At 63.5% G+C, this 25,245-nt stretch carries 28 protein-coding genes and 1 tRNA gene; 21 read left to right on the forward strand and 8 right to left on the reverse strand.

Going from position 1 to position 25,245, the window contains the following annotated elements; genetic code table 11:
* The first annotated feature begins 138 nt into the window (after positions 1–138).
* The 13 genes from KJP29_RS18345 (at position 139) to KJP29_RS18405 (ending at position 11,970) form a co-directional block, all read left to right on the forward strand.
* Positions 139–918 (forward strand): crotonase/enoyl-CoA hydratase family protein, encoded by a 780-nt coding sequence (locus KJP29_RS18345; RefSeq protein WP_218465083.1) that lies wholly within the window; start codon positions 139–141, stop codon positions 916–918.
* Positions 915–1,382 (forward strand): MarR family winged helix-turn-helix transcriptional regulator, encoded by a 468-nt coding sequence (locus tag KJP29_RS18350; protein WP_218465084.1) that lies wholly within the window; start codon positions 915–917, stop codon positions 1,380–1,382. The genes KJP29_RS18345 and KJP29_RS18350 overlap by 4 nt, the downstream gene beginning before the upstream one ends.
* Position 1,383: 1 nt before the next feature.
* Entirely contained in the window at positions 1,384–2,265 is an 882-nt protein-coding gene (locus KJP29_RS18355; RefSeq protein WP_218465085.1) for an amidohydrolase family protein, read from the forward strand.
* 23 nt (positions 2,266–2,288) lie between these two features.
* Positions 2,289–3,377: a TRAP transporter substrate-binding protein DctP gene (dctP, locus tag KJP29_RS18360; RefSeq protein ID WP_218465086.1), complete on the forward strand. Its 1,089-nt coding sequence runs from the start codon at positions 2,289–2,291 to the stop codon at positions 3,375–3,377.
* 59 nt (positions 3,378–3,436) lie between these two features.
* A complete protein-coding gene (locus tag KJP29_RS18365; RefSeq protein WP_218465087.1) occupies positions 3,437–3,961 on the forward strand; it encodes a TRAP transporter small permease in 525 nt (174 codons plus the stop codon).
* The gene (locus KJP29_RS18370; RefSeq protein ID WP_218465088.1) at positions 3,951–5,249 is read left to right on the forward strand and encodes a TRAP transporter large permease; all 1,299 of its coding nucleotides are present in this window, start codon (positions 3,951–3,953) and stop codon (positions 5,247–5,249) included. Before KJP29_RS18365 ends, KJP29_RS18370 begins: the two co-directional genes overlap by 11 nt.
* A 153-nt stretch (positions 5,250–5,402) precedes the next feature.
* A complete protein-coding gene (locus tag KJP29_RS18375; RefSeq protein ID WP_218465089.1) occupies positions 5,403–6,662 on the forward strand; it encodes an imelysin family protein in 1,260 nt (419 codons plus the stop codon).
* A gap of 13 nt (positions 6,663–6,675) precedes the next feature.
* The gene (locus tag KJP29_RS18380; protein WP_218465090.1) at positions 6,676–6,927 is read left to right on the forward strand and encodes a bacterioferritin-associated ferredoxin; all 252 of its coding nucleotides are present in this window, start codon (positions 6,676–6,678) and stop codon (positions 6,925–6,927) included.
* Complete coding sequence (bfr, locus tag KJP29_RS18385; RefSeq protein WP_218465091.1) at positions 6,911–7,396, forward strand: bacterioferritin; 486 nt, start codon at positions 6,911–6,913, stop codon at positions 7,394–7,396. The genes KJP29_RS18380 and bfr overlap by 17 nt, the downstream gene beginning before the upstream one ends.
* Positions 7,356–8,894, forward strand: coding sequence for a di-heme oxidoredictase family protein (locus KJP29_RS18390; protein WP_218465092.1), 1,539 nt, complete (start codon positions 7,356–7,358; stop codon positions 8,892–8,894). Before bfr ends, KJP29_RS18390 begins: the two co-directional genes overlap by 41 nt.
* A complete protein-coding gene (locus KJP29_RS18395) occupies positions 8,891–9,868 on the forward strand; it encodes an imelysin family protein (RefSeq protein WP_218465093.1) in 978 nt (325 codons plus the stop codon). Before KJP29_RS18390 ends, KJP29_RS18395 begins: the two co-directional genes overlap by 4 nt.
* 1 nt (position 9,869) lies before the next feature.
* The gene (locus KJP29_RS18400; protein WP_218465094.1) at positions 9,870–10,940 is read left to right on the forward strand and encodes a DUF1513 domain-containing protein; all 1,071 of its coding nucleotides are present in this window, start codon (positions 9,870–9,872) and stop codon (positions 10,938–10,940) included.
* 244 nt (positions 10,941–11,184) lie between these two features.
* A complete protein-coding gene (locus tag KJP29_RS18405; RefSeq protein ID WP_218465095.1) occupies positions 11,185–11,970 on the forward strand; it encodes a hypothetical protein in 786 nt (261 codons plus the stop codon).
* Between the two features lie 79 nt (positions 11,971–12,049).
* Here the strand turns inward: KJP29_RS18405 and KJP29_RS18410 are convergent.
* The 4 genes from KJP29_RS18410 to KJP29_RS18425 form a co-directional block, all read right to left on the reverse strand.
* Positions 12,050–12,125, reverse strand: a tRNA-Thr gene (locus tag KJP29_RS18410).
* A 117-nt stretch (positions 12,126–12,242) separates the two neighbouring features.
* Positions 12,243–13,757, reverse strand: coding sequence for a heme biosynthesis protein HemY (locus KJP29_RS18415; protein ID WP_218465096.1), 1,515 nt, complete (start codon positions 13,755–13,757; stop codon positions 12,243–12,245).
* A 9-nt stretch (positions 13,758–13,766) separates the two neighbouring features.
* Positions 13,767–15,101 (reverse strand): COG4223 family protein, encoded by a 1,335-nt coding sequence (locus KJP29_RS18420; protein ID WP_218465097.1) that lies wholly within the window; start codon positions 15,099–15,101, stop codon positions 13,767–13,769.
* A 72-nt stretch (positions 15,102–15,173) separates the two neighbouring features.
* The gene (locus KJP29_RS18425) at positions 15,174–15,860 is read right to left on the reverse strand and encodes a uroporphyrinogen-III synthase (protein WP_218465098.1); all 687 of its coding nucleotides are present in this window, start codon (positions 15,858–15,860) and stop codon (positions 15,174–15,176) included.
* 100 nt (positions 15,861–15,960) lie between these two features.
* Between KJP29_RS18425 and tsaD the strand changes: the two genes are divergently transcribed.
* The 5 genes from tsaD to KJP29_RS18450 are packed head-to-tail and all read left to right on the forward strand — an operon-like array spanning position 15,961 to position 19,137.
* Entirely contained in the window at positions 15,961–17,055 is a 1,095-nt protein-coding gene (gene tsaD, locus KJP29_RS18430; RefSeq protein WP_218465261.1) for a tRNA (adenosine(37)-N6)-threonylcarbamoyltransferase complex transferase subunit TsaD, read from the forward strand.
* The gene (locus KJP29_RS18435) at positions 17,052–17,996 is read left to right on the forward strand and encodes an NAD(P)H-dependent glycerol-3-phosphate dehydrogenase (RefSeq protein WP_218465099.1); all 945 of its coding nucleotides are present in this window, start codon (positions 17,052–17,054) and stop codon (positions 17,994–17,996) included. Before tsaD ends, KJP29_RS18435 begins: the two co-directional genes overlap by 4 nt.
* On the forward strand, positions 17,997–18,266 hold the full coding sequence (locus KJP29_RS18440) for a YciI family protein (protein ID WP_218465100.1): 270 nt from the start codon (positions 17,997–17,999) through the stop codon (positions 18,264–18,266). It abuts the gene before it with no gap.
* A complete protein-coding gene (locus KJP29_RS18445) occupies positions 18,266–18,685 on the forward strand; it encodes an EVE domain-containing protein (protein WP_218465101.1) in 420 nt (139 codons plus the stop codon). The genes KJP29_RS18440 and KJP29_RS18445 overlap by 1 nt, the downstream gene beginning before the upstream one ends.
* Positions 18,686–18,744: 59 nt before the next feature.
* Positions 18,745–19,137, forward strand: a complete 393-nt coding sequence (locus KJP29_RS18450; RefSeq protein WP_218465102.1) for a DUF1761 domain-containing protein — start codon at positions 18,745–18,747, stop codon at positions 19,135–19,137.
* Positions 19,138–19,382: 245 nt separating this feature from the next.
* Here KJP29_RS18450 and KJP29_RS18455 read toward each other — a convergent pair whose 3' ends face one another.
* Complete coding sequence (locus tag KJP29_RS18455; protein ID WP_218465103.1) at positions 19,383–19,724, reverse strand: DUF2853 family protein; 342 nt, start codon at positions 19,722–19,724, stop codon at positions 19,383–19,385.
* A gap of 156 nt (positions 19,725–19,880) precedes the next feature.
* Here KJP29_RS18455 and lysM point away from each other — a divergent pair, with 156 nt between their 5' ends.
* Positions 19,881–20,294 (forward strand): peptidoglycan-binding protein LysM, encoded by a 414-nt coding sequence (gene lysM / locus KJP29_RS18460; protein WP_218465104.1) that lies wholly within the window; start codon positions 19,881–19,883, stop codon positions 20,292–20,294.
* Positions 20,295–20,346: 52 nt separating this feature from the next.
* On the opposite strand, the gene KJP29_RS18465 is transcribed toward lysM, so the two are convergent.
* The 3 genes from KJP29_RS18465 to ahcY form a co-directional block, all read right to left on the reverse strand.
* Positions 20,347–21,315 (reverse strand): ketopantoate reductase family protein, encoded by a 969-nt coding sequence (locus KJP29_RS18465; RefSeq protein ID WP_218465105.1) that lies wholly within the window; start codon positions 21,313–21,315, stop codon positions 20,347–20,349.
* Positions 21,316–21,428: 113 nt separating this feature from the next.
* Entirely contained in the window at positions 21,429–22,163 is a 735-nt protein-coding gene (locus KJP29_RS18470) for a hypothetical protein (protein WP_218465106.1), read from the reverse strand.
* Between the two features lie 252 nt (positions 22,164–22,415).
* Positions 22,416–23,807 carry an adenosylhomocysteinase gene (ahcY, locus tag KJP29_RS18475; RefSeq protein WP_218465107.1) on the reverse strand — a complete coding sequence of 464 codons (1,392 nt, stop codon included), beginning with the start codon at positions 23,805–23,807 and terminating at the stop codon, positions 22,416–22,418.
* A gap of 120 nt (positions 23,808–23,927) precedes the next feature.
* Here ahcY and KJP29_RS18480 point away from each other — a divergent pair, with 120 nt between their 5' ends.
* Both KJP29_RS18480 and KJP29_RS18485 read left to right on the forward strand, forming a co-directional pair.
* On the forward strand, positions 23,928–24,611 hold the full coding sequence (locus KJP29_RS18480; RefSeq protein ID WP_218465108.1) for an FkbM family methyltransferase: 684 nt from the start codon (positions 23,928–23,930) through the stop codon (positions 24,609–24,611).
* Positions 24,611–25,195 carry an HD family hydrolase gene (locus tag KJP29_RS18485; protein WP_255553752.1) on the forward strand — a complete coding sequence of 195 codons (585 nt, stop codon included), beginning with the start codon at positions 24,611–24,613 and terminating at the stop codon, positions 25,193–25,195. Before KJP29_RS18480 ends, KJP29_RS18485 begins: the two co-directional genes overlap by 1 nt.
* Positions 25,196–25,245 lie beyond the last annotated feature (50 nt).

The raw sequence follows: 25,245 nt of genomic DNA on the forward strand, positions 1-25,245 counted from the left end.
CTCCCACGGGCGTTCCGGATGGCGCCCCTTCACGGTTCCTCGACGCCATTCAGAATTTAGTTTACGCGGAAACTAAATACATGGATAGTGGTTTCAACGACTCGTCAGACCATCGACCAGTCGGATGGGAGGATAGCTTTGGAATTGACGTACCTGACTTACGAAGTCCGGGGCGACGTCGCGATCTTGGGTCTCAACCGGCCCGAGAAACGCAACGCCATCTCCGATGCATTCGTGGAGGAACTGGCCACGCTCGTGCGCCGCGCGGAAGGCGAGGCGAAGGCGGCTGTGATCCATGGACACGGGCCGCATTTCTGTGCGGGCCTCGATCTTGCCGAACATGTCAAGAAGACGCCTTTCGAGGGCGTGCATGGCTCGCGTCGCTGGCACGAGGTTTTCGGCTGGATCCAGAAAGGCAAGCTGCCCTGGTTCGCGGCGCTGCACGGCGCGGTCGTCGGCGGCGGGCTGGAACTGGCCTCCTCCGTCCACGTGCGCGTGGCGGACAGCACCGCCTTCTTCGCGCTCCCCGAGGGCCAGCGTGGCATCTTTGTCGGCGGCGGCGCCTCGGTGCGATCCGCCCGCCTGATGGGTCTGGCGCGGATGACCGACATGATGCTCACGGGCCGGTCGGTGGACGTGGACACGGCCGAGCGCTGGAACCTCGTGCAGTATGTGGTGAAGGAAGGTCAGGCGCTCGAGAAGGCCGTCGCCCTCGCCGCCCATGCCGCGACCAACGCCGAAATCTCGAACTACGCAATCATCAACGCTCTGCCCCGCATTCAAGACATGGGCAGCGACGATGGCCTCTTCGTGGAAAGCTTCATCGCCTCTTTCACCGCCACCAGCCCGGAGGCGGAGGAACGGCTGAAGGCCTTCCTCACGAAAAAGGCCGGCAAGGTGACCAACCCGAACGCATGAAGCCGGAAGCGATCATAGAGCAGGCGGACGACGAGACCGTCGAATTGGGCGACATCACGAAGTCGCCCGGCTTCCTGCTGCGGATCGCGCAGGTGAAAGCATTCGAGAGCTTCTTCGAGCAGGTCAGCGGGCTCGGCATCAAGCCCGGCGAGTTTACCGTGCTCTGGGTGATCTCGCTGAATCCCGGGTTGAAACAGGGCACCATCGCCCGCACGCTGCACATCAAGCCCGCGCATATGACCAAGCTCGTATCGCGGCTGGCGGCGGAAAAACTGCTCGAACGGACGACGGATGCCACGGATCGCCGCGCGGTGCGCCTCGCCCTGACGGACAAAGGCGAAGATTTCGTTGCGCGAAACCGGAGCAAGTTCCTCGACACGGACCTTGCCCAGCGCGTCGCCCTGACCGCAGAAGAGGCAGAGACGCTGAACGCGCTCCTTAGAAAATTCACTGGACTGGACTGATATGCCCCTCAATGTAGACGACCTGATCGCCATCGACATCCACACCCACGCGGAAGAGCCCTGCAACCATTCGCGCGACGACGGATACAACGAATTCCAGCAGGGCATGGCGAAGTACTTCGGCAACCCCGCCGGGGCCGAGGGAATGCTGCCGACGGTGCAGCAGACCGCCGAGTATTTCCGTGAGCGCAAGATCGGTGCCGTGATCTTCCCTGTCGATGCCGAACGCGAGACCGGTTTCCACCGCTATTCGAACGAAGAAGTGGCCGAGCTTTGCGCCGCGAACGACGACATCCTCATTCCCTTCGCCTCGATCGACCCCTGGAAGGGCAAGATGGCCGCCCGAGAGGCGCGCCGCCTGATCCGCGATTTCGGCGTGCGCGGGTTCAAGTTTCACCCGACCATGCAGGGCTTCTGGCCCAACGACCGGATGGCCTATCCGTTCTATGAAGTGCTCGAGGAAGAAGGCGCGATCACGCTGTTCCACACCGGGCAAACGGGCGTCGGTTCGGGGATGCCCGGCGGTATGGGGATGCGGCTCAAGTATTCGCACCCGATGTCCATCGACGACGTGGCCGTGGATTTCCCGGATCTCAAGATCATCATGGCGCACCCCTCCTTCCCCTGGCAGGAAGAGGCGCTTGCCGTGGCCCAGCACAAGCCCAACGTCTACATCGACCTGTCGGGCTGGTCGCCGAAGTATTTCCCCGAGATCCTCGTGAAATACGCGAACTCGATGCTGAAGAAGAAAATGCTGTTCGGCTCCGACTGGCCCGCGATCACGCCGGACCGTTGGCTGGCCGACTTCGAAAAGGCACCATTCAAGGATGAGGTGCGTCCTCTCATCCTCAAGGAAAACGCGAAGCGTCTTCTGAACCTCTAGGACGTGACAAGGGAGGAGAACCCATGAAACTGTGGAAAGTCACCGGCGCGGCCACCGCTGTCGCGCTCACCATGGCAGGCGCAGCGGTTGCGCAAAGCTTCATCGCCGCGCCCGCCGCTCCACCGGTCCACCCGGCGGCCTATATGTACGACAAGTTCGTCGGCTTCCTCGACGAGGAATCGGGCGGCACGATGTCGGCCAACGTGGTCGGCCCTGAGGTCGTCTCGCTGCCGCAGATGAAGGACGCGCTTCAGACCGGCCTCGCCAGCGTCGGCAACTCGCTGCCCCTCTACTTCGCCGCCGACTTCCCGCAGACGGGCGTGGCCGGTGACCTCGCGCTCGCGGGCCGCAACCCGCATGCCATGGGCTGGGCGATGACCGAATTCGTTGTCAACTGCGCCCCCTGTCAGGAAGAATACAAAGCCTTCGGCGGCGTGTTCCTCGGCTCGGGTTCGTCGGACCCCTACGTGCTCATGACCACCAAACCGGTGACGACCATCGACGACCTCAAGGGTCTGCGACTTCGCTCGGGCGGTGCGCCCTACTCGCGTTGGGCCGAAAACTTCGGCGCGACCCCGGTGAACCTTCCGGTGGGCGAGACCTTCGAAGCGATGAGCCAGGGCACCATCGACGGCTCCATGGCCTCGATCGCCGACATGCTGTCCTATCGTCTCGTGGACGTGGCGAAACACGTCCTGCGCGTCCCGCTGGGCACCTATCACGTCACGTCGAACTTCACCGTGGCCGCCGATGCCTGGGCCGACATGACGACCGAACAGCGCGTTCAATTCGCCAAGGCTGCCAACCGGGGCGACCCGCAGCTGACCGACCGCTGGGCCGTTCAGATGCCGAACGAAGCGAACGAAGCCGTCGCCGCCGCCGGGATCGACGACCAGGAACCCTCCGCCGAGTTCCTCGCTGCCTCGGAAGAGTTCGCTGCCGCCGACGTCCAGTCGCGCGTGGATTCGAACCCGCTCGCAGCCGACTTCGCCGCGCTCGTGACCAAGTGGGAAGGCATCGTGGACGAGGTCGGCACCGACCCCGAAGCGCTCGCCGCCCGTGCCTGGGACGAGATCTGGTCGAAAGTCGATTTCGAGACCTACGGCATGTAATCGACATCGGTCCGGTCCCTTTTCGGGGCCGGACCGAACCATTTCGGGTGACTGGGGCAATGACTTCACTGATCGTGTTCGTGCAACGCATCGCACGGATCATGGGATACATCGGCGCGCTCGCCGTCATCGCGATGATGTTGCACATCTCGCTCGACGTGCTCCTGCGCAACCTCTTCCGCTACTCGATGAACACCGTCCCCGAGATCGTGGCACGTTACTACATGACCGCGGTGGCGTTCCTGCCCCTGGGCTGGCTCGAGTTCCGCCGGCAGATGATCTCGGTCGAGGTGATCGAATTCGCCCTCACGCCGCGCCTGCGCCGCTTCTCCGATGCGAGCGTCATGGCAATCGCCGCCGTGATCTATGGCTACCTCGCCTATACCAACTGGGACAAGGCGCTGTCCGAGACCCGCGTCGGCACGCTGGTCGAAATCGCGACCTACAAAATGCCGGTCTGGCATTCGTTCTATTTCGCCCCCGTCGGCTTCACCCTTGCAACCATCGTCTCCGTGCTGATGGCGCTGGGCTATCTTTTCAACACCACCGCCACTCAGATCCAAGAGGCCGAGAATGAGCATTGAAATCGGCTTCTATGCGGTCGGGATCCTTGCCCTTCTGCTGGTCCTGCGCGTGCCGGTGGCTCTTGCGCTGATCATGGTGAGCTTCGGCGGCATCTGGGCCATGATCGGCATTCGCCCGGCGCTGGGCATCCTCGAGAACACACCCTACAGCTTCGTCGCCTCCTGGACGATGAGCGCGGTGCCCATGTTCCTGCTCATGGGCTTCGTCGCCTATCACACGGGGCTCACGGCAGGGCTATTCGACGCGGCCAAGGTGTTCCTGGCACGGCTTCCCGGCGGGCTTGCGATTTCCTCGATCTTCGCCTGCTCGGGCTTCGCGGCTCTCTCCGGCAGCTCCATCGCGACCGCCGCCGCCATGGGCCGCATTGCCATCCCCGAGATGATCCGCGCGGGCTACAACCCCTCCATCGCGACCGGCTCAATCGCGGCCGGCGGTACCATCGGCGCGCTCATTCCACCCTCGATCCTCATGATCATCTACGGGATCATCGCGGAAACCTCGGTCACACAGGTCTTCATGGGCGGCATCTCCATCGGGATCGCCACCGCCATCGCCTATTCGCTCGTCGTGCTGATCATCAGCGTGACCCGCCCCGACATCATTCCACCGCGCGTCAAGGTCGATCCCGGTCAGGGGGCGAAGGTCTTCATCCAGCTCCTGCCGGTTCTCTTCCTGATCCTCGTCGTCTTCGGCGGGCTCTTCTCGGGCCTGTTCACCGCGACCGAAGCCGGGGCCATCGGCGCGCTCGGAACCTTCATCGTCGCGGGCCTGACCGGCAAGCTTACGCGCGTCGCCATCTCCCGTTCTCTCATCGAAACCGTGACGACGACCGGATCGCTCCTCATCATCGGCATCGGCGCGACGATGTTCACCCGCTTCCTGGGGCTCTCCGGTCTGCAAAGCTTCATCGCGAATACCGTGGCGGGGGCCGACATCGGCTATGTCCAGCTCATGATCATCATCGTGCTGATCTATCTGGTCCTCGGCATGTTCATGGAGCCCTTCGGCGCGATGCTGGTCACGCTTCCGGTGTTCCTGCCCGTGCTAGAGGCGCAGCAGGTCAGCCTCGTGTGGTTCGGCGTCTTCGTGGTCAAGATGCTGGAAATCGGGATGATCACGCCGCCAGTGGGCCTCAATGTCTTCGTGATCCGAAACGTCGCGAGCCAATACGCGACCGTAGTGCAGATCTTCAAGGGCGTGATCCCCTTCCTGATCGCCGACATGGCCGTCATCGCCTTGGTGATCGCGGTTCCGGCCATCGTACTGTGGCTTCCCGGATTCCTCTAGGCAGGCCTTCAGGTCCGGAACAGGGGCGGCTTCGGCCGCCCCTTTGCGTTCCAGGTGTCCGGGATCGGCGCAATTCCGACTATTTTGCTCGGTATTCTTGACTTACCCGAGTAATTCGCTCAGTTATCCATCAAACCGACAAAAGGGATGGATATGACTCGTACTTGCCTGACCGCTGCCGCGCTGATCCTTGGCACCGTTCCCGCCTTCGCCGCCGACAAGGCCGCGATCGTGGACACCTATGCCGACATCGCGCATGCCGCCTACTCCGACAGCCTGTCCACCGCCGAAACGCTGAAGAGCGCCATCGACGCGCTGGTCGCCGATCCGTCGCAGGAGACGCTGGACGCGGCGCGAGAGGCCTGGATCGCCGCCCGCGAGCCTTATCAACAGACCGAAGCCTATCGCTTTGGCAACGCGATCGTGGACGACTGGGAAGGCAAGGTGAACGCCTGGCCGCTCGACGAAGGCCTCATCGACTATGTCGACGCCTCCTATGGCGGTCCCACCGACGAAAACGAGCTGGCCGCGCTGAACGTGATCGGCAATCCGCAGGTGACCATCGCCGGGAGCGAGGTCGATGCCACCGAGATCACGCCGGCGCTCATCGCCGACACGCTCAACGAAGCGGACGGTATCGAGACCAACGTTGCCCGTGGCTACCACGCCATCGAGTTCTTGCTCTGGGGTCAGGACCTCAACGGGACCGAACCGGGCGCGGGCGACCGCCCCTACACCGACTTCGCCCAGGGCGACAATTGCACCAATGGCAACTGCGACCGCCGCGCGGATTACCTCGTCGCCGCAACCGACCTTCTGCTGACCGACCTTCAGGAAATGGTCGACGCCTGGGGCGAAGGTGGCGACGCTCGCGCAGAAGTGACCGCGAACCCTAACGCCGGGATCGTCGCCATGCTGACCGGTATGGGCAGCCTTTCCTACGGCGAACAGGCGGGCGAACGCATGCGCCTTGGCCTCATGCTGAACGACCCTGAAGAAGAGCACGATTGTTTCTCGGACAACACCCACCGGTCACATTACAACGACGGGCTGGGCGTTCAGAACGTTTACCTGGGCACCTATACCCGAGTGGACGGCTCGGTCGTCGAAGGGCCGTCGCTCTCCGATCTGGTGGCTGAAACCGATCCGGCGCTGGATGACGAGATGAAGGCCAGGCTCGACACCACCATGGCCGCGCTCACGGCCCTTTCGGACGCTGCCGAAGGCGGTTTCGCCTATGACCAGATGCTCGAAGCCGGCAACGCCGAAGGTGAAGCGCTTGTGATGGCCGGCGTCGACGGCCTGATCGACCAGACCCGGTCCATCGAGCGCATCGTCACGGCGCTCGAGCTCGACTCGATCCAGTTCGAAGGCTCCGACAGCCTCGACAACCCCGACGCCGTTTTCCAGTAAGGACCCCGAAGAGATGATCGTCTGCTCCTGCCAGAACATCACCGACCGCGACATTCATGCCGCCATCGACTGGATGCGGGCGGCAGATTCGGCGACGATCATCACGCCCGGGCGCGTCTATCACGCGCTCGGGAAGTCGGCCGACTGCGGCGGCTGTATGTCCCACTTCGTTGCAACCATGCGAAAAAACGATAACCTCCACGTACCCAGTGAGCTGCGCAACCTGCGCAAGGCAAAGGAGAATAGGCATGAAGGGCAACGATAAGGTTATTGAGTACCTTAACACGGCGCTGCGTCACGAACTGACCGCCGTGAGCCAGTACTGGCTTCACTACCGCCTGCAGGAAGACTGGGGCCTGAAGAACATGGCCGCCAAGAGCCGTGAGGAAAGCATCGAAGAGATGCAGCACGCCGACAAGTTGATCGAGCGTATCATCTTCCTCGAAGGGCACCCCAACCTTCAGAAACTGGACCCGCTCAAGATCGGGGAAACACCGCGCGAAACCCTTGAAGCCGACCTTGCCGCCGAACATTCTGCCGCCAAGCTCTATCGCGAGGCGCGTGGAGTGTGCCAAGAGGCCGGCGACTATGTCAGCATGAAGCTGTTCGAGGAACTCCTCGCCGATGAAGAAGGCCACATTGATTTTCTGGAAACCCAACTCGACCTCTACGACCGTATCGGCGAAGCGAATTATGCCCAGCTTAACGCGGGCAAGATGGACGATAGCGAGTAACCTCGTCGCGCTTTTTCTGGCCAGCTCGGCCTTCGGGTTCGAGCTGACCGACGACCACCTGCAGGCTACGCCCCGCACGGCGGAAGAAATCGCACGGATCGCCGCCGTCACGACCCCGACCGACGATTTTTCCGCACCCGAGGCCTTCGAGGAACGACCGGGCGGCGCAACCACCGTGCGCGCCCGCGCCAATGCTGATGCCTTCAGCCAGCCATCGGCCAACATCGGCTTCGACGGCGAGCTCGAATTCAAGGTCGGCAACGGCCTTTTCCGCAAGATCTGGGTGACGGCCCCCTCCTCCACCATCGCGTCGGACGGTCTGGGACCGCTCTACAACGCCCGCGGCTGCCAGAACTGCCATTTCAAGGACGGCCGCGGCCATGTGCCCGAAGGGCCCGACGACAATGCCGTTTCCATGTTCCTGCGCGTGTCCATTCCCGCCGACACGGCGCTGGAGCTTCAGCAGATCGAGGACTTCATCGGCACCGCGGAAGAACCGACATACGGTGGCCAGATTCAGGATTTCGCCACCTCCGGCCTCGACGCCGAGGCGCGCATGGTCATCCGCTACCGGAACATGCGGGTGAAACTGGATGACGGGACCGTCGTGACCCTGCGCAAGCCCCGTTATTCCCTCAAGGATCTGCGCTACGGCCCGCTGCACAAGGAGGCGATGCTCTCGCCCCGTGTCGCGCCGCAGATGATCGGTCTTGGCCTGCTCGAAGCCATCCCGGCAGAAGACATCCTGGCCCATGCCGACGAGGCGGACGAGGACGGGGACGGCATTTCCGGGCGCCCCAATCTGGTCTGGTCGATCGAGCATGAGAAGGTCATGCTGGGCCGCTTTGGACTGAAGGCCGGCACACCCACGATCCGCCATCAATCCGCCGCTGCCTTTTCCCGCGACATCGGCATCTCCAATTCCCTCTTCCCCGATCCCGGCGGCGACTGCACCGAAGCGCAGGTGGACTGTCACACCGCCGTTCACGGCGACGATGCGGAGCACGGCGGCTTTGAGGTGGATGACGCCGGGCTTGATCTCGTCACCTTCTATTCCCAGCACGTCGCGGTCCCGGCCCGGCGCGGCGTAGAGGATCCCGAGGTCCTGCGCGGCAAGGAGATGTTCTATGGCGCGCGCTGCACCGCCTGCCACGTGCCGAAGTTCGTCACGGCCCGCATGGAGGACCGCGAGTCGCAGTCGTTCCAGCTGATCTGGCCCTATACCGACATGCTGCTTCATGACATGGGCGAAGGGCTCGCCGACCACCGGCCCGAGGCCCGGGCGACCGGCACCGAATGGCGCACCGCGCCTCTGTGGGGCATCGGACTGACCGAGCTTGTGTCGGGTCACGAAAACTATCTGCACGACGGGCGCGCTCGCACGCTTGAGGAAGCGATCCTCTGGCATGGGGGCGAGGCGCAGGCCGCCCGCGACGCCTATGCCGCGATGCCGGCCACGGATCGTGCCGCCCTGATCAAGTTCCTGGAGTCCCTATGATCCGAACGACCCTCGCCGCCTTCCTGATCGCCACTTCCGCGCAAGCGGGGGTGGACGAAGCGCTGGACGAGGTCATCCACCCCGGCCTCGATAACTTCGCGGCCACCGCGCAGGAGTTCGCGGGGGCGGCGCAGGAAAGCTGCCTGCCGGCCAACCTCACGATTCCCTACGACGGCCTGATGCAGTCGTGGATGCGCGTGGGCGACCTTCGCATCGGGCCTTCGGAACACGGCGCCCTTTCCATCGCGTTCTGGCCCGACACGCGCGGGTTCACCGACAAGACGCTCTCGCGCCTCATCGCCGACGAGGACCCGGTGGTTAACGACCCCGCCGCGATGACGGACCTGTCCATCGCCGCCCGCGGGCTGTTCGCGCTCGACATGCTGCTCTTCGACCCGGAATTTTCGGACTATGACACCGGCAGCTACACCTGCCGGCTCGTGACCGCGCTCGCTGAAGATCTGTCGGCTCAGGCCGTCGCGCTTGCCGACGACTGGACATCCTTTGAAGACACGCTGCGCAGCGCTGGTGCCTCCGGAAACGTCACCTATCTGTCCGAAGACGAAGCCACGCGCGCCATCTATACCCAGATCCTGACCTCGCTCGAATTCACCGCCGACACCCGCCTCGGCCGACCCCTTGGCGAAGTCACCAGACCCCGGCCCGCCCGGGCCGAGGCGTGGCGGTCGAACCGCTCACTGCCCAATGTCGTAACCTCGGTGCAAGCTGCCGTCGCCCTGGCCGAGGCGCTGTCCGATGACCCCCTGCCCCAGACTCAGGCGGCGCTCGAGGGTTTTCTCGATGCTGCCTCCAAAGTGACAGACCCCGGCTTTCAGGACATCGACGACCCGTCCGCCCGGCTTCTCCTCGAAATAACCGAACAGCGCGTCGACGCGCTTCGCCAAGCGATCGAGGTCGAGGTCGGCGCACCCATGGGCCTCACCCCGGGTTTCAACTCCTCGGACGGCGATTGAGATGGCAACGCGGCGCGGTTTCCTCGCGGGTTTCCTCGCGGCATCAGCCACGCCTCGTCTCGGCTGGGCCTCGGTCGGCTCTCCATCCTTCCTCGCGGCCGCCGGGCGACCGGACGGGTCCTATTCGCTGCACGGTTTGACCTCGGCCGGATTGGAGACGTTTTCCATCCCGCTTCCGGCCCGTGGGCACGCCGCCTGCGGACACCCGACACGGGCCGAGGCCATCGGGTTTGCCCGGCGACCCGGCACCTTCGCGCTTGTTATCGATTGTCCGACCGGGAACGTGACGCATGAGCTTGCCACACCCAAGGGGCGGCAGTTCAACGGACACGGTGCCTACTCCGCCGACGGTGCGCTCCTTTTCACGTCCGAACAAATGGCCGAAGGGTCCAAAGGGCTTATCGGCGTCTGGGACACCAGGGATTTCGCCCGGATCGACGAGGTGCCCAGCCACGGAATCGGCCCGCACGAGATCCTGCTCATGCCGGACGGCAAGACGCTTGTCATCGCCAACGGCGGGATCGAAACCGACGGCTGGGACCGGGAGAAGCTCAACCTCGACAGGATGCGTCCGAACCTGACCTATCTCGGGACGGACGGACGGCATCTGGAAACGTTGGAGCTAGCGACGGAGCTGCACAAGAACTCGATCCGTCACATCGCCATCCGCAAGGACGGCCTCGTCGCCTTTGCCATGCAGTGGGAAGGCGAGCCGGGCGCAGCGACGCCACTTCTGGGCCTTCATCGGCGGGGCGAAACACCTCTGCTTGCCGAGGCTCCTCTCGCCGACGAACTGCTCATGCAGGGCTATGCGGGATCCATCGCCTTTGCGGGCAGTGGCGCGGAAGTCGCGATCACCTCACCCAAAGGCGGGCGTGTTCATCGGTTCTCGGTAGACGGCAGTTTCCTCGGCGCGGTCAGCCGCGCAGAAGTCTGCGGGCTCGCCCCGCTGGAAGAGGGCTTTCTCGCCACCGATGGACTGGGCGGCATGATCGCCCTCGGCCCCGACGGCCCCACCTTTCTCGGACGGTCCGATGTCGCCTGGGACAACCATCTGGTGTCCCTGGCCTGATCATCCGACCGCTGTCCTCAAATTAGTCTTCTGAAATCAGGATACGGGAACCGCAATATCCGAAGCTGTGGTAGACTTGGGTGGGACTCAGGACTCACCCGGTAACGCATCGGGCTCACCGCGGCTAGTTCTGTTGTTTCCATGAGATAGTTACCGATGGCCGTCTTGGGTTGACTGGCAGCAATCCACGTGGTCCGACCCTGCCATAGCAAATCCGCTTCTCTCTCCAAAGGGGGTAACGACAATGCTGAAGTCTATTCTCACCACCGCCCTGATTACTCTGGCTATGCCTGGAACGAGTGTTGCTGATGAAACGATGGACGCGCGGAACACGCCAATATCTTCGCTGGATTTCAAGGTGATGCAATCGAAGGACATCGCAAGATTGGCCGGTGATCTTACCGCATTCGCCAAGGGCGAACGGCGTGCCGCCCAAGATCTGGCTATGGAGACAATCACTCACGAACAGCGCTTTGGCGCGCCAGACCCAAAGGTACGGTTCGTTATTCTGGCCGACCTCCTCTGCGAGCATTGCACAACGCTCATGCGTACGTTGGTGACGCAATCCTCGGCCTTTGACGAATCTGGCATCCAGATCGTCCTGAGAGGCATTCCTGCTACCGAATGGGGTACGTTGCCGTTGAACGGTCTCCTCTACTGCCTCGCCGACGGTGATGGCACCCGTTACGCGCAGCTTTTCACCCATATCGGCGACAACATTGCTGATCTCGCAATTGGCGACAATCTGGCCCAGTTCTTTACGATGGCGGGGTTTTCCAGAGATCACTTGGAAAACTGTGCGGGTCACATCGGCTGGTATCAGAAGGCCGTTTCGGACATAGACAACTTCATCGCGGGTTGCGAGGCACTCGGCTGCAACCGCGTTTCTTCAGACGCCGCCTCCCTGCAAGTGCCTGTCATTATCCGCGACGACTCGCCAAGAGGCGTTGGCCCGATCCGTTTCTCCGCGGTCGGAATCGGTGCTGCCAGTTTCGATCAGCTGCTCGAGGAGTGGATGTCGAAACAGTAATGCGAGGTTCGCGCTCACATAACTGCGGCACCCCTCGGAGAGGTTTCCTGGCCGCAGAAACACTTGATTGACCCCGAAGTGGTGCCGGTGAAGGGACTCGAACCCCCGACCCCATCATTACGAATGACGTGCTCTACCAGCTGAGCTACACCGGCACACCGCTTCGGTGGGCGGGACATAGCACCGGCCAACGGGCGTGTGTAGACCAAAAATGACGTCCGCAGCGACGACGTGGCAATGGGCGGCAAGATCCCCTCGACAGGCGACCGGGATCAGCTTGCCCGTTTCGCCTCGGCGGATTCCTTGGGGTCCTGATCAAGGACTTCGACCGCCGCCGCCTGTGTCTCGGGCTGCATGTCGATCCCGGATTCGCCCGCGTGCAGGACATCGCCGGGCTCGGGCCCGATCTCGGGACCACCAACAAGAAGTGCGTCCATCTTCGCACCGCCGGGCATCTTCACGGCCTTCTCATCCGGTTCTTTCCACGACAGCGTGTCGAAGGCCCCGCAGTTCACGCAGACCGGCGTCCAGTCGCCGTGCACCTGGTGGCACTTGTCGCAAACCCACTGGAACCCGCGCGGCGCGACGACGGCGCGTGCGAGGATGGCACGCACTTCCGCGTCGGCAGTCCCCATGCCGCGTTCTGCGGCTGCCAGAAGCGACAGGTTCCGTTGCGTCGGGTGCACGTCCGGCAGATCGCCCAGCGCCTTCTTGGCCTCCACGAAATCCTCGGCGGCGAGGTGGAGCTCTGCTTTCAGCATCTTGGTTTCCGGATGGTCCGGATGCGCCTTGAAGAATGGGGCGAAGCGTTTGATCCGCGCCTCCGGGGTCTCGTTCGGCTCGATCTCGGCAAAGGCTTCGGCAATGTCGGGATGCGGATTGACTTTCCAGGTCTTGGTCAACACCCGTGCAGCATAGCGCGGGTTGTCCTGACCGAGGTAGGATTTCGACGCCAGAACCGCACCGGGAATGAGGTCGGGCGACTTCTTGTTCGCCTCGATCGCCGCCTCACGGGCCCGGATGGAATTGCCGTCCTCGAAGATCCCCTTGGCCTCCTGCAAAGCCAGCACTGCATCGCGCCGCTTGCCCACATCCTTCGGAAGCGCGCCGGTCTTCACCTTCTTCCCCAGTGTCTCCCGCGCGCCGTGCCAGTCGTTCTGTGTCGCTTGCAAGGCCAGAAGCACATCTCCCGTCTCGGCATGCTGCGGCTTCAACTGGAATGCCTTCTCGGCGAGCTTGAGCGCGGTGCCCGTGTCACCTTCTTCCAGTTTTTGCTTCATGAGTCCGCGCACCCCGACGAACCGGGTCCGTTCGTCCGCAAGCAACCGCTTGTAAACCTCGGTCGCCTTGCGCCGGTCGCCGGCCATTTCTGCGGCCTGAGCCGTGATGAGGTTGGTCAGTTCCGGACGACGCAGGTAACGCTCGGCCTTGGTCGCCTTGGTAATCGCGACGCGCTCTTCACCCGACGCGAGCGCCATCATTCCCTCCGCGAGCGCCTCGTAGCCCTTGCGTTCGCGGTTACGGTCGAAGGCCCGCGAAATCGCCGTCTCGTCCCCGTTCAGGAACCGTACGATGGCCACGATCAGGCTTGCGAGCTTCAGGAAAAGGTAGAGCACCACCACCAGAACGATCAGCGCAATCGCGGCCTGCAGGGCGCCGAGGTTGAACTCCTGCGCACCCACGTCGATGCGGATGCCGCCATCCGTCTCCAACAGGTAGACGGCGCCCATCGTGGCCGCGCCGATCAGGACGACGAACAGGACGATCTTGAAAAGGGACCAGAGCATCGCGTCCTCCTATTGATTGAGACTGTCGGCCAGCGCGGACCCGGCCGCGATGGCATCCCGACGGGTTTCCGCTAGGTCCACCCACTCCGCCATGGCGGGTTGCGCGGCATCGGGAAGCGTGGCGACTTCGGAAAGGGCTTCGTCCAACCGTCCGTTGTGCAGAGCGAACTCCGCACGCGACAGGATCGCGTCAGGGTCATCGCCTTCTTTCGGCTCGAGCGATCTGGTTCCGAACTGCACCCGGAAGAACGCTTCGCCGCGACCGATCGTTCCGTCCTCCACCGCTTGACGCAGCGCGGCATCCAGCGCGGCACGGGCGCTTTCCGGGAACTGCTCCTGAAGCGTTGCAAGCGTCGGGACGCCGTCACTCGCGACAGAAGCCAAGGCCTGTGGCGCTTCTTCACCGGTTGCCGTCGTCAGTTCGGACAGGGACTCGTTAAAGGGCTGGCCTGTGTCCAGCGCCGCCATGATACGCGACAATGCCGCACGGGCCGAAGCGGCCTGTGCATTGGCCGCGGCCTGCGCTTGGAGCTCTTCGGCCGCCGCCTGATTTTCCCGGATCGTGTTCAGTTCGCTATCGAGCATTGCCCGCATGTCGGCCAACTCGCGCTCATAAGCTGCGGCAGCCGCCTCGGCAGCCTCCGCACTGTCGCCCGGCGCCATCTTCTCGAGCGCGTCGAGCCGTCCGGCCATGGCATCGAGACGCTCGGACAGATCGGTCACACTGCCCTGCACAGCCTCTAGGTCGCCCCGCAGCGCCTCTCCCGCGTCCAACGCGCTGGTGTCCGCCTCCAGCGCCGCGATGGCGCTTTCCGCCTGCCCAAGCTGGGCCGTCAGGTCGTCGATCCGCCCCGCGTTCTGCGCGATGGCGTCGCCGGTCGGGTCCTGATCCGATCCGAAGGGCCAGCCGCCGTTCGCATATTGCGCCGCCCCGAAGCCGAGGATCCCGGCGATAAGCCCACCCGCGACGAGCCCGGCGAAACCACCCGTTGATTTCTGCTGCACGACGACGGGCGGCGGGGGGCTGACTTCGGAGTCTCGCTCGGCTTCGACGGAACCATCCTCGGTCTCCGCCTTCGACCACGGGGCCGTAGGCGGCGTGTCTGTGCCGTCGGCAATCCCGTCGGCACGACCAGCGGCGTCGTCGTGGGTGGGGTCCACTGTTTCCAGTCCGCTTGGCGTATCAGCCGCCTCGGGAATTGCTGTCTCTTCAGTATCCTTTGCGCTGTCTTCGACGATCTCGGCGTCCTCGATATCGTCCGGCAGCTTCGACTCGGTCCCATTCCCCTCGTCGACGGAGTTCTGATCGTCACTCTCCCGGCCGGGTTTCGGAGTTTTCGCCACAGCGTGCCCTTTCGATTCTCTGCGCCGGAAGGCGTCGAGTTTTCCTGACCTTAGCTAGGGGCCCTCCGGGTCTCAAGCAACCTCCCCGCTCAGCGCCGCGACAATCCGCGCGAACATCTCGTCCCCATCGGGTCGCGCGCAGACCTCGCAATCGCGGCCGGTCGCTTCAAGCCAGGCGCGCGCCACCGCCGGGGACAAGGCTATCACTTGAACACTTAACCCCAGAGCGGGCACTTGCGTTCCGACCAATGTCGCCGACCGAGGGGACCACAGCGGCAGCACGGCCGGCTCGTCACCCATGAGCGTCTCAACCGTGTGGGCGGACAGGTCCAGCGCGCGCTGGTCGTAGACGACGGCATCATGCGTCTCTATTCCAGCGGAACTAAGCCGTTTCGCGATGTCGCCGACCGTTACCGCACCATGCGGATGCAGGAGCGGTCCCTCGGCATCGAGCCGCGATACGAGGTCATCGGCGTCTTTCGCGATCAGACGCACATCGGCCCCGCATCCGGCCGCCGTCCGGGCCCCCACGACATAGGCCGGGACGCCCGCGAGCGAGGGCAGGAACGGCGCAGCGTTCTGCGAGGTCAGGATCACCCCGCGGTAGGCGCTCAGATCGACAGGCGCTCCCGTCGCCATGATCTCGAGGACCGGCGACGTCAGGATCCTTGCGGCCGGCAGAAGACGGGACACGCGGTCCGCGACCTGAGCGGACTGCGCTGCGGGCCGCGTCAGAACAAGGGTCGGGGCTTTTGTCATGGCGCGGAGCTACCTTGGCTGCGGTCGCGGCTGGGCCTCGGGATGGACGGCGACCAGTGTCGTTGCTATCCCGTCACTGACATTCACACAACTGGCCAGCATGACCGACACCCTGACCATCCTCGGACTGGAAAGCAGCTGCGACGATACCGCCGCCGCGATCGTCCGCGCGACGGGCGACGAGGCCGTGATCCTGTCGTCAGTGGTGGACGGACAGATCGACCTCCATGCGGATTTCGGCGGCGTGGTCCCGGAGATCGCGGCGCGCGCGCATACCGAGAAGCTCGATCTCTGTGTCGATGCCGCGCTGGAGCAGGCCGGTCTGACGCTCTCTGATATCGACGCCATCGCCGTGACGGCCGGGCCCGGCCTGATCGGCGGCGTGCTTGCGGGTGTCATGCTGGCAAAAGGACTGTCGGCCGCGACTGGCAAGCCGATGATCGGCGTGAACCACCTTGCCGGGCATGCCCTGACGCCGCGTCTGACGGAGGGGGCGGGGTTCCCCTACCTCATGCTGCTCGTGTCCGGTGGACATTGTCAGTTCCTGATCGCCAAGGGCGCGGACGACTTCGAGCGCCTTGGCGGCACGATTGACGATGCCCCCGGCGAGGCCTTCGACAAGACGGCGCGGCTCCTTGGGCTTGCTCAACCCGGCGGCCCCTCGGTCGAGGCCGAAGCGGCAAATGGCGATCCCAAGCGGTTCCGGTTGCCCCGCCCGCTTCTGGACCGTCCCGATTGCGACATGAGCTTCTCCGGCCTGAAGACCGCGCTCCTGCGGGAACGTGACCGGCTGATCGAGGCGCAGGGCGGGATCACGCGGCAGGACCGCGCCGATCTTTGCGCGGGCTTCCAATCCGCCGTGGCCGATGTCCTCGCCGCCAAGACGCGCCGCGCCCTCGCATCCTATCTCGCGCTTGCTCCCGCGACACCGATGCTCGCCGTCGCCGGTGGCGTGGCCGCGAACAAGCAGGTTCGCGCCGCGTTAGAGACTGTTTGCGCGAAGGCCGGCGTCACCTTCACGGCACCCCCGCTCGCGCTCTGCACCGACAATGCGGCGATGATCGCCTGGGCCGGCGCCGAGCTGTTCCGGCTTGGACGGCAAGACGACCTGACGCTCGCCGCCCGCCCGCGCTGGCCGCTGGACAGGGGGGCGATGCCGATGCTCGGGTCTGGAAAAAAAGGGGCAAAGGCATGAGTGTTTCAATCCTTGGCGCTGGCGCTTTCGGCACGTCCCTGGCCATCGCCATCGCGCGCAACGGGACCCCGGTCACGCTCTGGGCCCGCGATGCCGGCGACATGGCGACCCGCCGCGAAAACACGCGCCGGTTGCCGTCTTTTCCCTTTCCCGAGGGACTGACAGTTACCGAGGATCTGACCGAAGGCTTGGCCGACCTGGTGCTGCTCGCGGTGCCGATGCAACAGCTTCGCGGGTTCCTCGCCGAACACTGCGACGTCCTGGCAGGGCGCACGTTGATCGCCACTTGCAAGGGGATCGACCTGACCACCCACCAGGGTCCGGCGGAAATCATTGCCGAACGCTGCCCCACCGCGACGCCCGCACTTCTGTCCGGGCCCAGTTTTGCCGTCGATGTCGCTGCCGGGCTGCCGACCGCGCTGACCATCGCTGCTGCCGATCCCGAACCGCTGCAACGGCGGCTGAATGGCGGCAACTTGCGGCTCTATCGGTCGACCGATCTTGTCGGCGTGGAGACCGGTGGGGCGATGAAGAACGTCATCGCCATCGCCTGCGGTCTGGCCATTGGGGCCGGGCTTGGCGAAAGCGCGCGGGCCGCTCTCCTGACCCGGGGGTTCGCCGAGATGAACCGCTTCGCGATCTGGCGCGGCGCGGAACCCGACACGCTCGCGGGGCTGTCGGGTTTTGGCGATCTCGCCCTGACGTCGACCTCGGAGAAATCCCGTAACTATGCCTTCGGTCTGGCACTCGGGCGCGGTGAAACCCCCGGAAGTGCCGGCACCGTGGAAGGCCGCGCGACGGCCAGAGCGGTGTCGAACGCCGCCCGCGACGCAGGCATCGAGATGCCGATCACCGATATGGTCGTCGCCGTCATCGACGGAAAACTGTCCATCACCGAGGCGAGCGAGATGCTCCTGGCCCGCCCGCTCAAGGAGGAATGAATGTACGCTCTCATCTGCACCGACAAACCCGGCGCTCTCGACATCCGCAAAGCCAACCGGGACGCCCACCTTGCCTATATCGCCGATACTGGAGTCGTGTTTCAGGCGGGCCCGTTTCTGAACGCGGAAGGTGACATGTCCGGGTCTCTGGTGATCCTGAACGTCGAGGACCGGGACGCGGCGCAGAACTGGGCCGAGAACGACCCCTACGCCAAGGCCGGGCTATTCGACAAGGTCCGCATCGAGGCCTGGAAGAAGGTCGTCGGCTGATGCGCTACTGGCTGTTCAAATCCGAGCCCAACACATGGGGTTGGGACCATCAGGTCGCCAAGGGCGACGAGGGCCAGGAATGGGACGGCGTCCGCAATTACCAGGCGCGGAATTTCATGCGCGAGATGGCCGCCGGCGATCAGGGTTTCTTCTACCATTCGGTGGACGAGAAACGGGTTGTGGGCATCGTCGAGGTCTGTGCCGAAAGCCACCCTGACAGCACAACAGACGATGAGCGCTGGGACTGCGTCGATGTCCGCGCACTGCGACCCTTGGCGTCGCCCGTTACGCTGGACACGATCAAGTCGGACCCTCGGCTCGCCGAGATGGTGCTGGTCAAGAACTCCCGCCTGTCCGTGCAGCCGGTGACCGAGGACGAATGGAACGTCGTCCTCGAGCTCGCCGGTGAAAAGATATAGCCGCGACAACCTGACGCATGCCAGAATGATCCCAGGGTAACAACGAAGGGGGAAACCTCATGGGAATTCTGAGTGTGATCGTGGCTGCGGTGGCCGCCTGGGTCTTTGGCGCCGTATGGTACATGCTGCTGGCGACACCCTGGCAACGGGTGTCCGGTGCGAACATGAACAGGGAAGGCAAGCCCCTGGGCGGCGCGCTTCCGTTCATCCTGTCCTTCATCGCCATGATCGTGGTCGCGGGCTTCATGCGCCACATCTTCGCGATGTCCGGCATCGACACGGTGGGCAAGGGTCTGTTGTCCGGGCTTGGCGTCGGGCTGTTCTTCGTCAGCCCCTGGATCGTCATCAACAACGCATACCCGGATCGGCCGTTCCTGCTGTCTGCCATCGACAGCGGCTATGCCGTGGGCGGATGCACGATCATGGGCGTGGTTCTCATGCTCTTCGCATGAGGGAGGACGCCTGAAAAAACGAAGGGCCCGACCACCCCGATCGGACCCTTCTTCCACCCCACGTGCTCCCTCAGCACCGCACGTGTCTCTGAAATTTGGTCCGACCGTCCTGGCCGTGGTTTGGGTATAGCTTGCCGCGCTGGGCCGCTCAATCTTTCCTTGCTTCGACTTTTCGTCAAAACCGCGCGACCCATGCACAGAGGGCCGGCCCATATGCCAGCCCTCCTGCGTTCAAACCGGTGCCGTCAGACGTAGACCGCTTCCTTGCCGAAATGCTTCACGAGCATGTAGTAGACGACCGCCCGGTATTTGTTGCGGTTCGACGTGCCATAGGTCTCGATCACGGCGTTGATCGCGTCCATGAGCTGCGGCCCGTCGGTGAGACCGAGCTTTTTCACAAGGAAGTTGTCCTTGATCGTTTCGAGTTCGGAAGCCTGGCTTCCCGCGACCGTCGACGCGTCATCGTTATAGATCGCCGGCCCACAGCCGATGGTGACCTTCGTCAAAAGGTCCATATCGGCGGACATGCCGCATTTTTCCTTCAGATCGGCCGCATACTTGGCGATCAGATCGTCACGTTTTCCCATGATTGTCTCCCGTGCCATCAGAGGTCGAGCGCCTCCTGCAGGAACCCTAACCCGTGCTTGCTGAAATCCAAGCAATTAATTGAATGGTTAATGAGACTTGCCCTGTTCAAGGCCTCGCGTCACCATGTCAGGGCAGACAAACGACAGGAGGGGCCCATGGGTCTTTGGAGTTTCGTAAAAGGCGCCGGAAAATCGCTCTTTGCCGGTGAAGACGCAAAGAACGAAGATGCGCTCAGGAAAGAAGTCGAAGACCTTGGCGTCTCTACCGAAGGACTGGACATCAAGGTCGACGGCGACAAGGTCACCGTCAAGGGCGGCTCGATGACCACCGAAGAGAAAGAGAAGGTCATCCTCGCGGTCGGCAATGTGGAGGGAATCTCCGAAGTCGAAGCCGACGTGGAAACCGAGACCCTCTTCCACACCGTCGAAAAGGGCGACACGCTCTGGGCCGTCGCGCAAAAGACCCTCGGCGACGGGAAGCGCTACAACGAGATCTTCGAAGCGAACAAGCCGATGCTCAAGCACCCCGACAAGATTTATCCGGGTCAGGTCCTGCGCATTCCTTCGTGATCCTGAACCGATAGGGAAGACAGGCCGCCGATCATCCGGCGGCCTTCTGTTCTCAAGACGCGACTTCGCGCATCAGGTCGTCGAGAGTCAGGTCCCCCGGCTTCAGCCCTTCGCGCACCATCCGTGCACCGATCCGGGTGCAGGCGTCGTTTGCCGGTGTCGCGATCCCGTGCAGGCGCCCCAGAAGCGAAACCTCGCCATTCAGCCAGTCTGTTTCGAGACTTCCCGTGCCCCGGACGAGGCTTTGCGCGGTCGAGGTGCCGACCCCCTTGAACCCGGGCACGCTGCCCGGGCGCAGGTAGGTCTTCCGATCCGGATGGTCCGCACCGACCTCCTCCCACTCGATCCCAACGGCGCGAAACACGGCTTCGGCCTCGGCCCTCAGGTCCGACCGCAGGCTGCCAACGTCCGCCCCGGGACCGAGCGCAGCGCCAAGGATGTTGCCAAGGTTCAGGATAAGCTTGCCGTATTTCGACGCCATGACATTTTCGCGCGGGAAACAGGCGATGTTCGCTGCTGACAGGATGCTCGCGAGTGCTTCGTCTTCAGGCCCTGCCCCGCCGGGATAGCGCCCGGTGTAGAAGATCCCGAAGGCGGGCGAGGCTTCCACGACAACCTCGCCTGCGGTCACGAAGGTCGTCGGCATGATCACCGTCACTCCGTGCACATTGGGAAACAGGCGCAGCGCCTTGCCTTCGTTCGCCACGCCGTTCTGAAGGCAGAAGATCGGCTGGGTGGTCGCCCCCGCGTCCCGCAGTTGTTCGAGAGCGGCCTGCGTATGCTGGCCTTTCATGGTCAATAGGATCGCATCGTCGGGACCGATCTTCGCTTCTTCCGGAGACCCGACGACGTCGAACTGGATCACTTCATCCATCTCCGGCGTGCGAAGCCGCAATCCCCTCTCGCGGATCGCGTCAAGCTGGGTGCCGCGGGCGATGGCCGTCACATCCGCACCACTGCGCGCAAGCGCCGCCGCCACAGCACCCCCGATGGCACCTGTCCCGAATACGATCACCCGCATGTCCGCTCCCTCCGTTTCGCGGCGATCCTGTCGCGAGGAGCCGGGACATGCAACCGCACATGAAAAAGGGCGCGCCCGAGATGGACGCGCCCTGATTTCGGTGAAGGATCGACTTATTGAACGGTCGATTCTTCTTCGGTTTCAACCGGCTCTTCGGTTTCGGTGGCGACATCGGTGTCGAGCTCTTCTTCGCTCTCCGTCGCGGTGTCGTCCGACGCCATCGGCTCTTCTTCAGCCATCGGCGCTTCCTCGGTCGCATCGTCCGTCGCGGCCGGTGCTTCCTCGGTCACAGCCGGTTCTTCGACCGGCTCAGCCGCGGCCAGGAGCTGACTGATCGGCGTTTCATCCGGAAGGCCTTCGATATTGGCCTCGTCGATCTCCGGACGCTCCTTGAGCATCTCCTTGTCGGCGTTGAGCTGGAAGCTCATGCCGTCTTCACGAAGTTCGAAGTTCGACAGCGGCACACCGGCGGTGTGTTCACCAAGGCCGAGGAACCCGCCGATACCGAGAACGGCTTCCGCTTCCGCATCAGCCGACGCCTGGATCACATAGTCGATCTCGGCGATCCGGTTGCCTTCGGGGTCATAGGCGACAAAGCCCACGACATCGCCAACAGTCATCTCTTCGAGCGACGTGAAGGTCGGCTGCATCGCCTCGCCTTCAGCGGTCGGATCAGCCATCGGGTCGGCCGGGGAAGCCATGTCGTCCGCCATCGGTTCGGCCGGGGTCATCGGCTCTTCGGCCGCGACCGCGTCGTCTTCGGGTTCGACAGCGGTGTCTTGTGCGAACGCCCCGCCAGCCACAATAGCCGCGATACCAGCGCTCATGAGGAATTTATTAAGTTTCATAACGTGCCTCCTTCTCAGTCACGAATTGCAGGTCCAACGGCGCTGAAGCCCCCTTGGTTCCTGCGCTCATCGCTGAATTCGCGAGGCACCGACGCCGTTGGCGAAAGGGCGCCGGTGGAAGGTCCCCAACAGGCCGTTGTCCGCCAATGGCCGCAACCCTGGGAACCTTCTTGAGACTTCGTAAACCACTGATCTAAAATGAAAAAGGCCGGTCGATCGACCGGCCTTCCGCAACGACGGTATGGATTCCCATCAGTAGCGATAATGTTCGGGCTTGTAGGGCCCATCCACTGTCACGCCGATATAGCTCGCCTGTTCTGGCTTCAGCTCGGTCAGCTTCACGCCGATGCGACCGAGGTGCAGACGCGCGACCTTTTCGTCGAGGTGCTTGGGAAGAATATAGACCTCGTTCTTGTAGTCGTCGCCACGGGTCCAAAGCTCGATCTGCGCAAGCACCTGGTTGGTGAAGGAGGCCGACATAACGAAAGACGGATGCCCCGTGGCATTCCCGAGGTTCAGAAGGCGCCCTTCGGACAGAAGGATGATGCGGCTGCCCGAGGGCATCTCGATCATGTCCACCTGGTCCTTGATGTTGGTCCATTTGTGGTTCTTGAGCGCGGCGACCTGAATTTCGTTGTCGAAATGGCCGATGTTGCCGACGATCGCCATGTCCTTCATCTCGCGCATGTGCTCGATGCGGATGACGTCCTTGTTGCCGGTGGTGGTGATGAAGATATCCGCGCTCGCGACGACATCTTCCAGCGTCACGACCTCGAACCCGTCCATCGCCGCCTGAAGGGCACAGATCGGGTCGATCTCGGTGACTTTCACCCGCGCCCCGGCCCCGCGCAGGGACGCCGCCGAACCCTTGCCCACGTCGCCGTATCCGCAGACCACGGCCACCTTGCCAGCCATCATGGTGTCGGTTGCGCGGCGGATCCCGTCGACGAGCGATTCCTTACAGCCGTACTTGTTGTCGAACTTCGACTTCGTCACGCTGTCGTTCACGTTGATCGCCGGGAAGGGCAGAAGACCTTTCTTCATCAACTCGTAGAGACGGTGAACGCCCGTGGTCGTTTCTTCCGAGACACCCTTGATCTTGTCACGTTGCGCGGTGAACCAGCCCGGCGAGGCCGCCAGACGTTTCTTGATCTGGTTGAAGAGACAGACCTCTTCCTCGCTCGTGGGCGTTTCGATGATGTCGGTCTCGCCCGCTTCGACGCGCGCACCGATGAGGATATACATCGTTGCATCGCCGCCGTCGTCGAGGATCATGTTGGCGCCGTCTTCGAACTGGAAGATCTTGTCGGTATAGGTCCAGTATTCCTCGAGCGTTTCGCCTTTTACCGCGAACACCGGCGTGCCCCCGGCCGCAATCGCTGCAGCCGCGTGATCCTGCGTCGAGAAGATGTTGCACGACGCCCAGCGCACATCAGCGCCCAACGCGACAAGCGTTTCGATCAGGACGGCCGTCTGGATCGTCATGTGAAGCGACCCGGCGATCCGCGCCCCGGCAAGCGGCTGCGACGCGCCGAATTCCTCGCGCAGCGCCATGAGGCCGGGCATCTCGGTCTCGGCGATATCCAGCTCCTTGCGGCCGAAATCGGCGAGCGAAATGTCCTTCACGATATAGTCTTGCGTCACGGTCGTTCTCCGTCGAATTCAAAGTTGTCTGGTGACTAGCACCCGAAGGATAAGGGCGCAACGACGCCCGCGTTGACTTTGCCGGTCGTTGTCGCGACTTTGGCCCAAAAAGGCAGGGACATGGACCAGACAGAGATATTCCAGAACGAATATGGCCGCTATTCCGTGCCCGACGGGCTCGACGCCCGTCCCGCCGTGCGGCTCGTCAAGGCCGGGGACGTCTATGAACCCGGGACCATCGCCTTCATGCGCGAACACGCAGGTTCGGGTGACATCATCCACGCTGGCACGTTCTTTGGTGATTTCCTGCCCGGGCTGTCCTCGGCCATGGCACCCGACGCGCGGATATGGGCCTTTGAACCCAACCCCGCGAGCCACCGCCATGCCCGTGAAACCATCGCTCTGAACGACCTCTCGAACGTCACGCTGACGAATGCCGCCCTCTCCGACCGCAACGGGGCGATCCACTTCCGCACCCACAAGGAAGACGGCGAAGCGCTCGGGGGCCATTCCCATTTCGTCGAGGGTCCGGGTGCAGGCGTGGAAAAGGTCGAGGCGCTCATGCTCGACTTCGTGGTTCCGCTTGAGCGTCCGGTGTCGATCCTGCAACTCGATGTCGAGGGGCACGAAGGCGAGGCCTTGCTGGGCGCCTATCACATCATCAACAGGTGGAAGCCGATCATCATCCTTGAAGAATTCGATCGCCCCCGCTGGCTAAAGCGGAACTTCCCGCGCGTGAACTATGACCGGGTCAGCCGGATTCACGGCAACCTGGTCTACCTGCCCGAGGGGCGCTCGATCTGATGGCACGGGCCTGGCAGCGCATGTTGTCCGGTCGCAGGCTCGACCTGCTCGACCCGACGCCGATGGACATCGAGATCGAGGATATCGCCCATGGGCTCGCCTTTGTCGCGCGCTGGAACGGACAGACCAAGGGAGACTTCGCCTATTCGGTGGCGGAGCACTCACTTCTGGTGGAAGAGCTTTATGCGCGCATGAACCCCAATGCGCCCGTCAAATGGCGTCTGGCGGCGCTGCTTCACGACGCGCCCGAATACGTGATCGGCGACATGATCTCGCCGGTGAAGAACGCGGTCGGGCCGGGATACGGTGACCTCGACGACCGCCTGACAGCGGCAGTGCACCTGCGCTTCGGCCTGCCTGCCAAGATCCCTGCGCCGGTGAAGAAGGCGATCAAGAAAGCGGACCGCGTCTCGGCCTGGCTCGAGGCGACCCAGATCGCCGGGTTCACCATGGCCGAGAGCGACAAGTTCTTCGGTCACCCTGACGAGGGCCTGATTGCGGACCTCCGGATCGTGCTGCGCCCGCCTGTCGAGGTCCGGCACGACTTCGTCGCACGACACAATACGCTTCTCGCCGCCCTGTAAAAAAACCCGCCGCGCGGTGAACGGCGGCGGGTCAGTCGGGGAGTGTCCTG

Source organism: Maritimibacter sp. DP1N21-5 (assembly GCF_019218295.1).
GTDB lineage: Bacteria > Pseudomonadota > Alphaproteobacteria > Rhodobacterales > Rhodobacteraceae > Maritimibacter.

What these genes read in the sequence shown, in the direction of transcription:
- KJP29_RS18350 (WP_218465084.1), top strand. Translation starts at nt 915, where the DNA reads ATGAAGCCGGAAGCGATCATAGAGCAGGCGGACGACGAGACCGTCGAA.
- KJP29_RS18355 (WP_218465085.1), top strand. Translation starts at nt 1,384, where the DNA reads ATGCCCCTCAATGTAGACGACCTGATCGCCATCGACATCCACACCCAC.
- dctP (WP_218465086.1), top strand. Translation starts at nt 2,289, where the DNA reads ATGAAACTGTGGAAAGTCACCGGCGCGGCCACCGCTGTCGCGCTCACC.
- KJP29_RS18365 (WP_218465087.1), top strand. Translation starts at nt 3,437, where the DNA reads ATGACTTCACTGATCGTGTTCGTGCAACGCATCGCACGGATCATGGGA.
- KJP29_RS18370 (WP_218465088.1), top strand. Translation starts at nt 3,951, where the DNA reads ATGAGCATTGAAATCGGCTTCTATGCGGTCGGGATCCTTGCCCTTCTG.
- KJP29_RS18375 (WP_218465089.1), top strand. Translation starts at nt 5,403, where the DNA reads ATGACTCGTACTTGCCTGACCGCTGCCGCGCTGATCCTTGGCACCGTT.
- KJP29_RS18380 (WP_218465090.1), top strand. Translation starts at nt 6,676, where the DNA reads ATGATCGTCTGCTCCTGCCAGAACATCACCGACCGCGACATTCATGCC.
- bfr (WP_218465091.1), top strand. Translation starts at nt 6,911, where the DNA reads ATGAAGGGCAACGATAAGGTTATTGAGTACCTTAACACGGCGCTGCGT.
- KJP29_RS18390 (WP_218465092.1), top strand. Translation starts at nt 7,356, where the DNA reads ATGCCCAGCTTAACGCGGGCAAGATGGACGATAGCGAGTAACCTCGTC.
- KJP29_RS18395 (WP_218465093.1), top strand. Translation starts at nt 8,891, where the DNA reads ATGATCCGAACGACCCTCGCCGCCTTCCTGATCGCCACTTCCGCGCAA.
- KJP29_RS18400 (WP_218465094.1), top strand. Translation starts at nt 9,870, where the DNA reads ATGGCAACGCGGCGCGGTTTCCTCGCGGGTTTCCTCGCGGCATCAGCC.
- KJP29_RS18405 (WP_218465095.1), top strand. Translation starts at nt 11,185, where the DNA reads ATGCTGAAGTCTATTCTCACCACCGCCCTGATTACTCTGGCTATGCCT.
- KJP29_RS18415 (WP_218465096.1), bottom strand. Translation starts at nt 13,757, where the DNA reads ATGCTCTGGTCCCTTTTCAAGATCGTCCTGTTCGTCGTCCTGATCGGC.
- KJP29_RS18425 (WP_218465098.1), bottom strand. Translation starts at nt 15,860, where the DNA reads ATGACAAAAGCCCCGACCCTTGTTCTGACGCGGCCCGCAGCGCAGTCC.
- tsaD (WP_218465261.1), top strand. Translation starts at nt 15,961, where the DNA reads ATGACCGACACCCTGACCATCCTCGGACTGGAAAGCAGCTGCGACGAT.
- KJP29_RS18435 (WP_218465099.1), top strand. Translation starts at nt 17,052, where the DNA reads ATGAGTGTTTCAATCCTTGGCGCTGGCGCTTTCGGCACGTCCCTGGCC.
- KJP29_RS18440 (WP_218465100.1), top strand. Translation starts at nt 17,997, where the DNA reads ATGTACGCTCTCATCTGCACCGACAAACCCGGCGCTCTCGACATCCGC.
- KJP29_RS18445 (WP_218465101.1), top strand. Translation starts at nt 18,266, where the DNA reads ATGCGCTACTGGCTGTTCAAATCCGAGCCCAACACATGGGGTTGGGAC.
- KJP29_RS18450 (WP_218465102.1), top strand. Translation starts at nt 18,745, where the DNA reads ATGGGAATTCTGAGTGTGATCGTGGCTGCGGTGGCCGCCTGGGTCTTT.
- KJP29_RS18455 (WP_218465103.1), bottom strand. Translation starts at nt 19,724, where the DNA reads ATGGGAAAACGTGACGATCTGATCGCCAAGTATGCGGCCGATCTGAAG.
- lysM (WP_218465104.1), top strand. Translation starts at nt 19,881, where the DNA reads ATGGGTCTTTGGAGTTTCGTAAAAGGCGCCGGAAAATCGCTCTTTGCC.
- KJP29_RS18465 (WP_218465105.1), bottom strand. Translation starts at nt 21,315, where the DNA reads ATGCGGGTGATCGTATTCGGGACAGGTGCCATCGGGGGTGCTGTGGCG.
- KJP29_RS18470 (WP_218465106.1), bottom strand. Translation starts at nt 22,163, where the DNA reads ATGAAACTTAATAAATTCCTCATGAGCGCTGGTATCGCGGCTATTGTG.
- KJP29_RS18480 (WP_218465108.1), top strand. Translation starts at nt 23,928, where the DNA reads ATGGACCAGACAGAGATATTCCAGAACGAATATGGCCGCTATTCCGTG.
- KJP29_RS18485 (WP_255553752.1), top strand. Translation starts at nt 24,611, where the DNA reads ATGGCACGGGCCTGGCAGCGCATGTTGTCCGGTCGCAGGCTCGACCTG.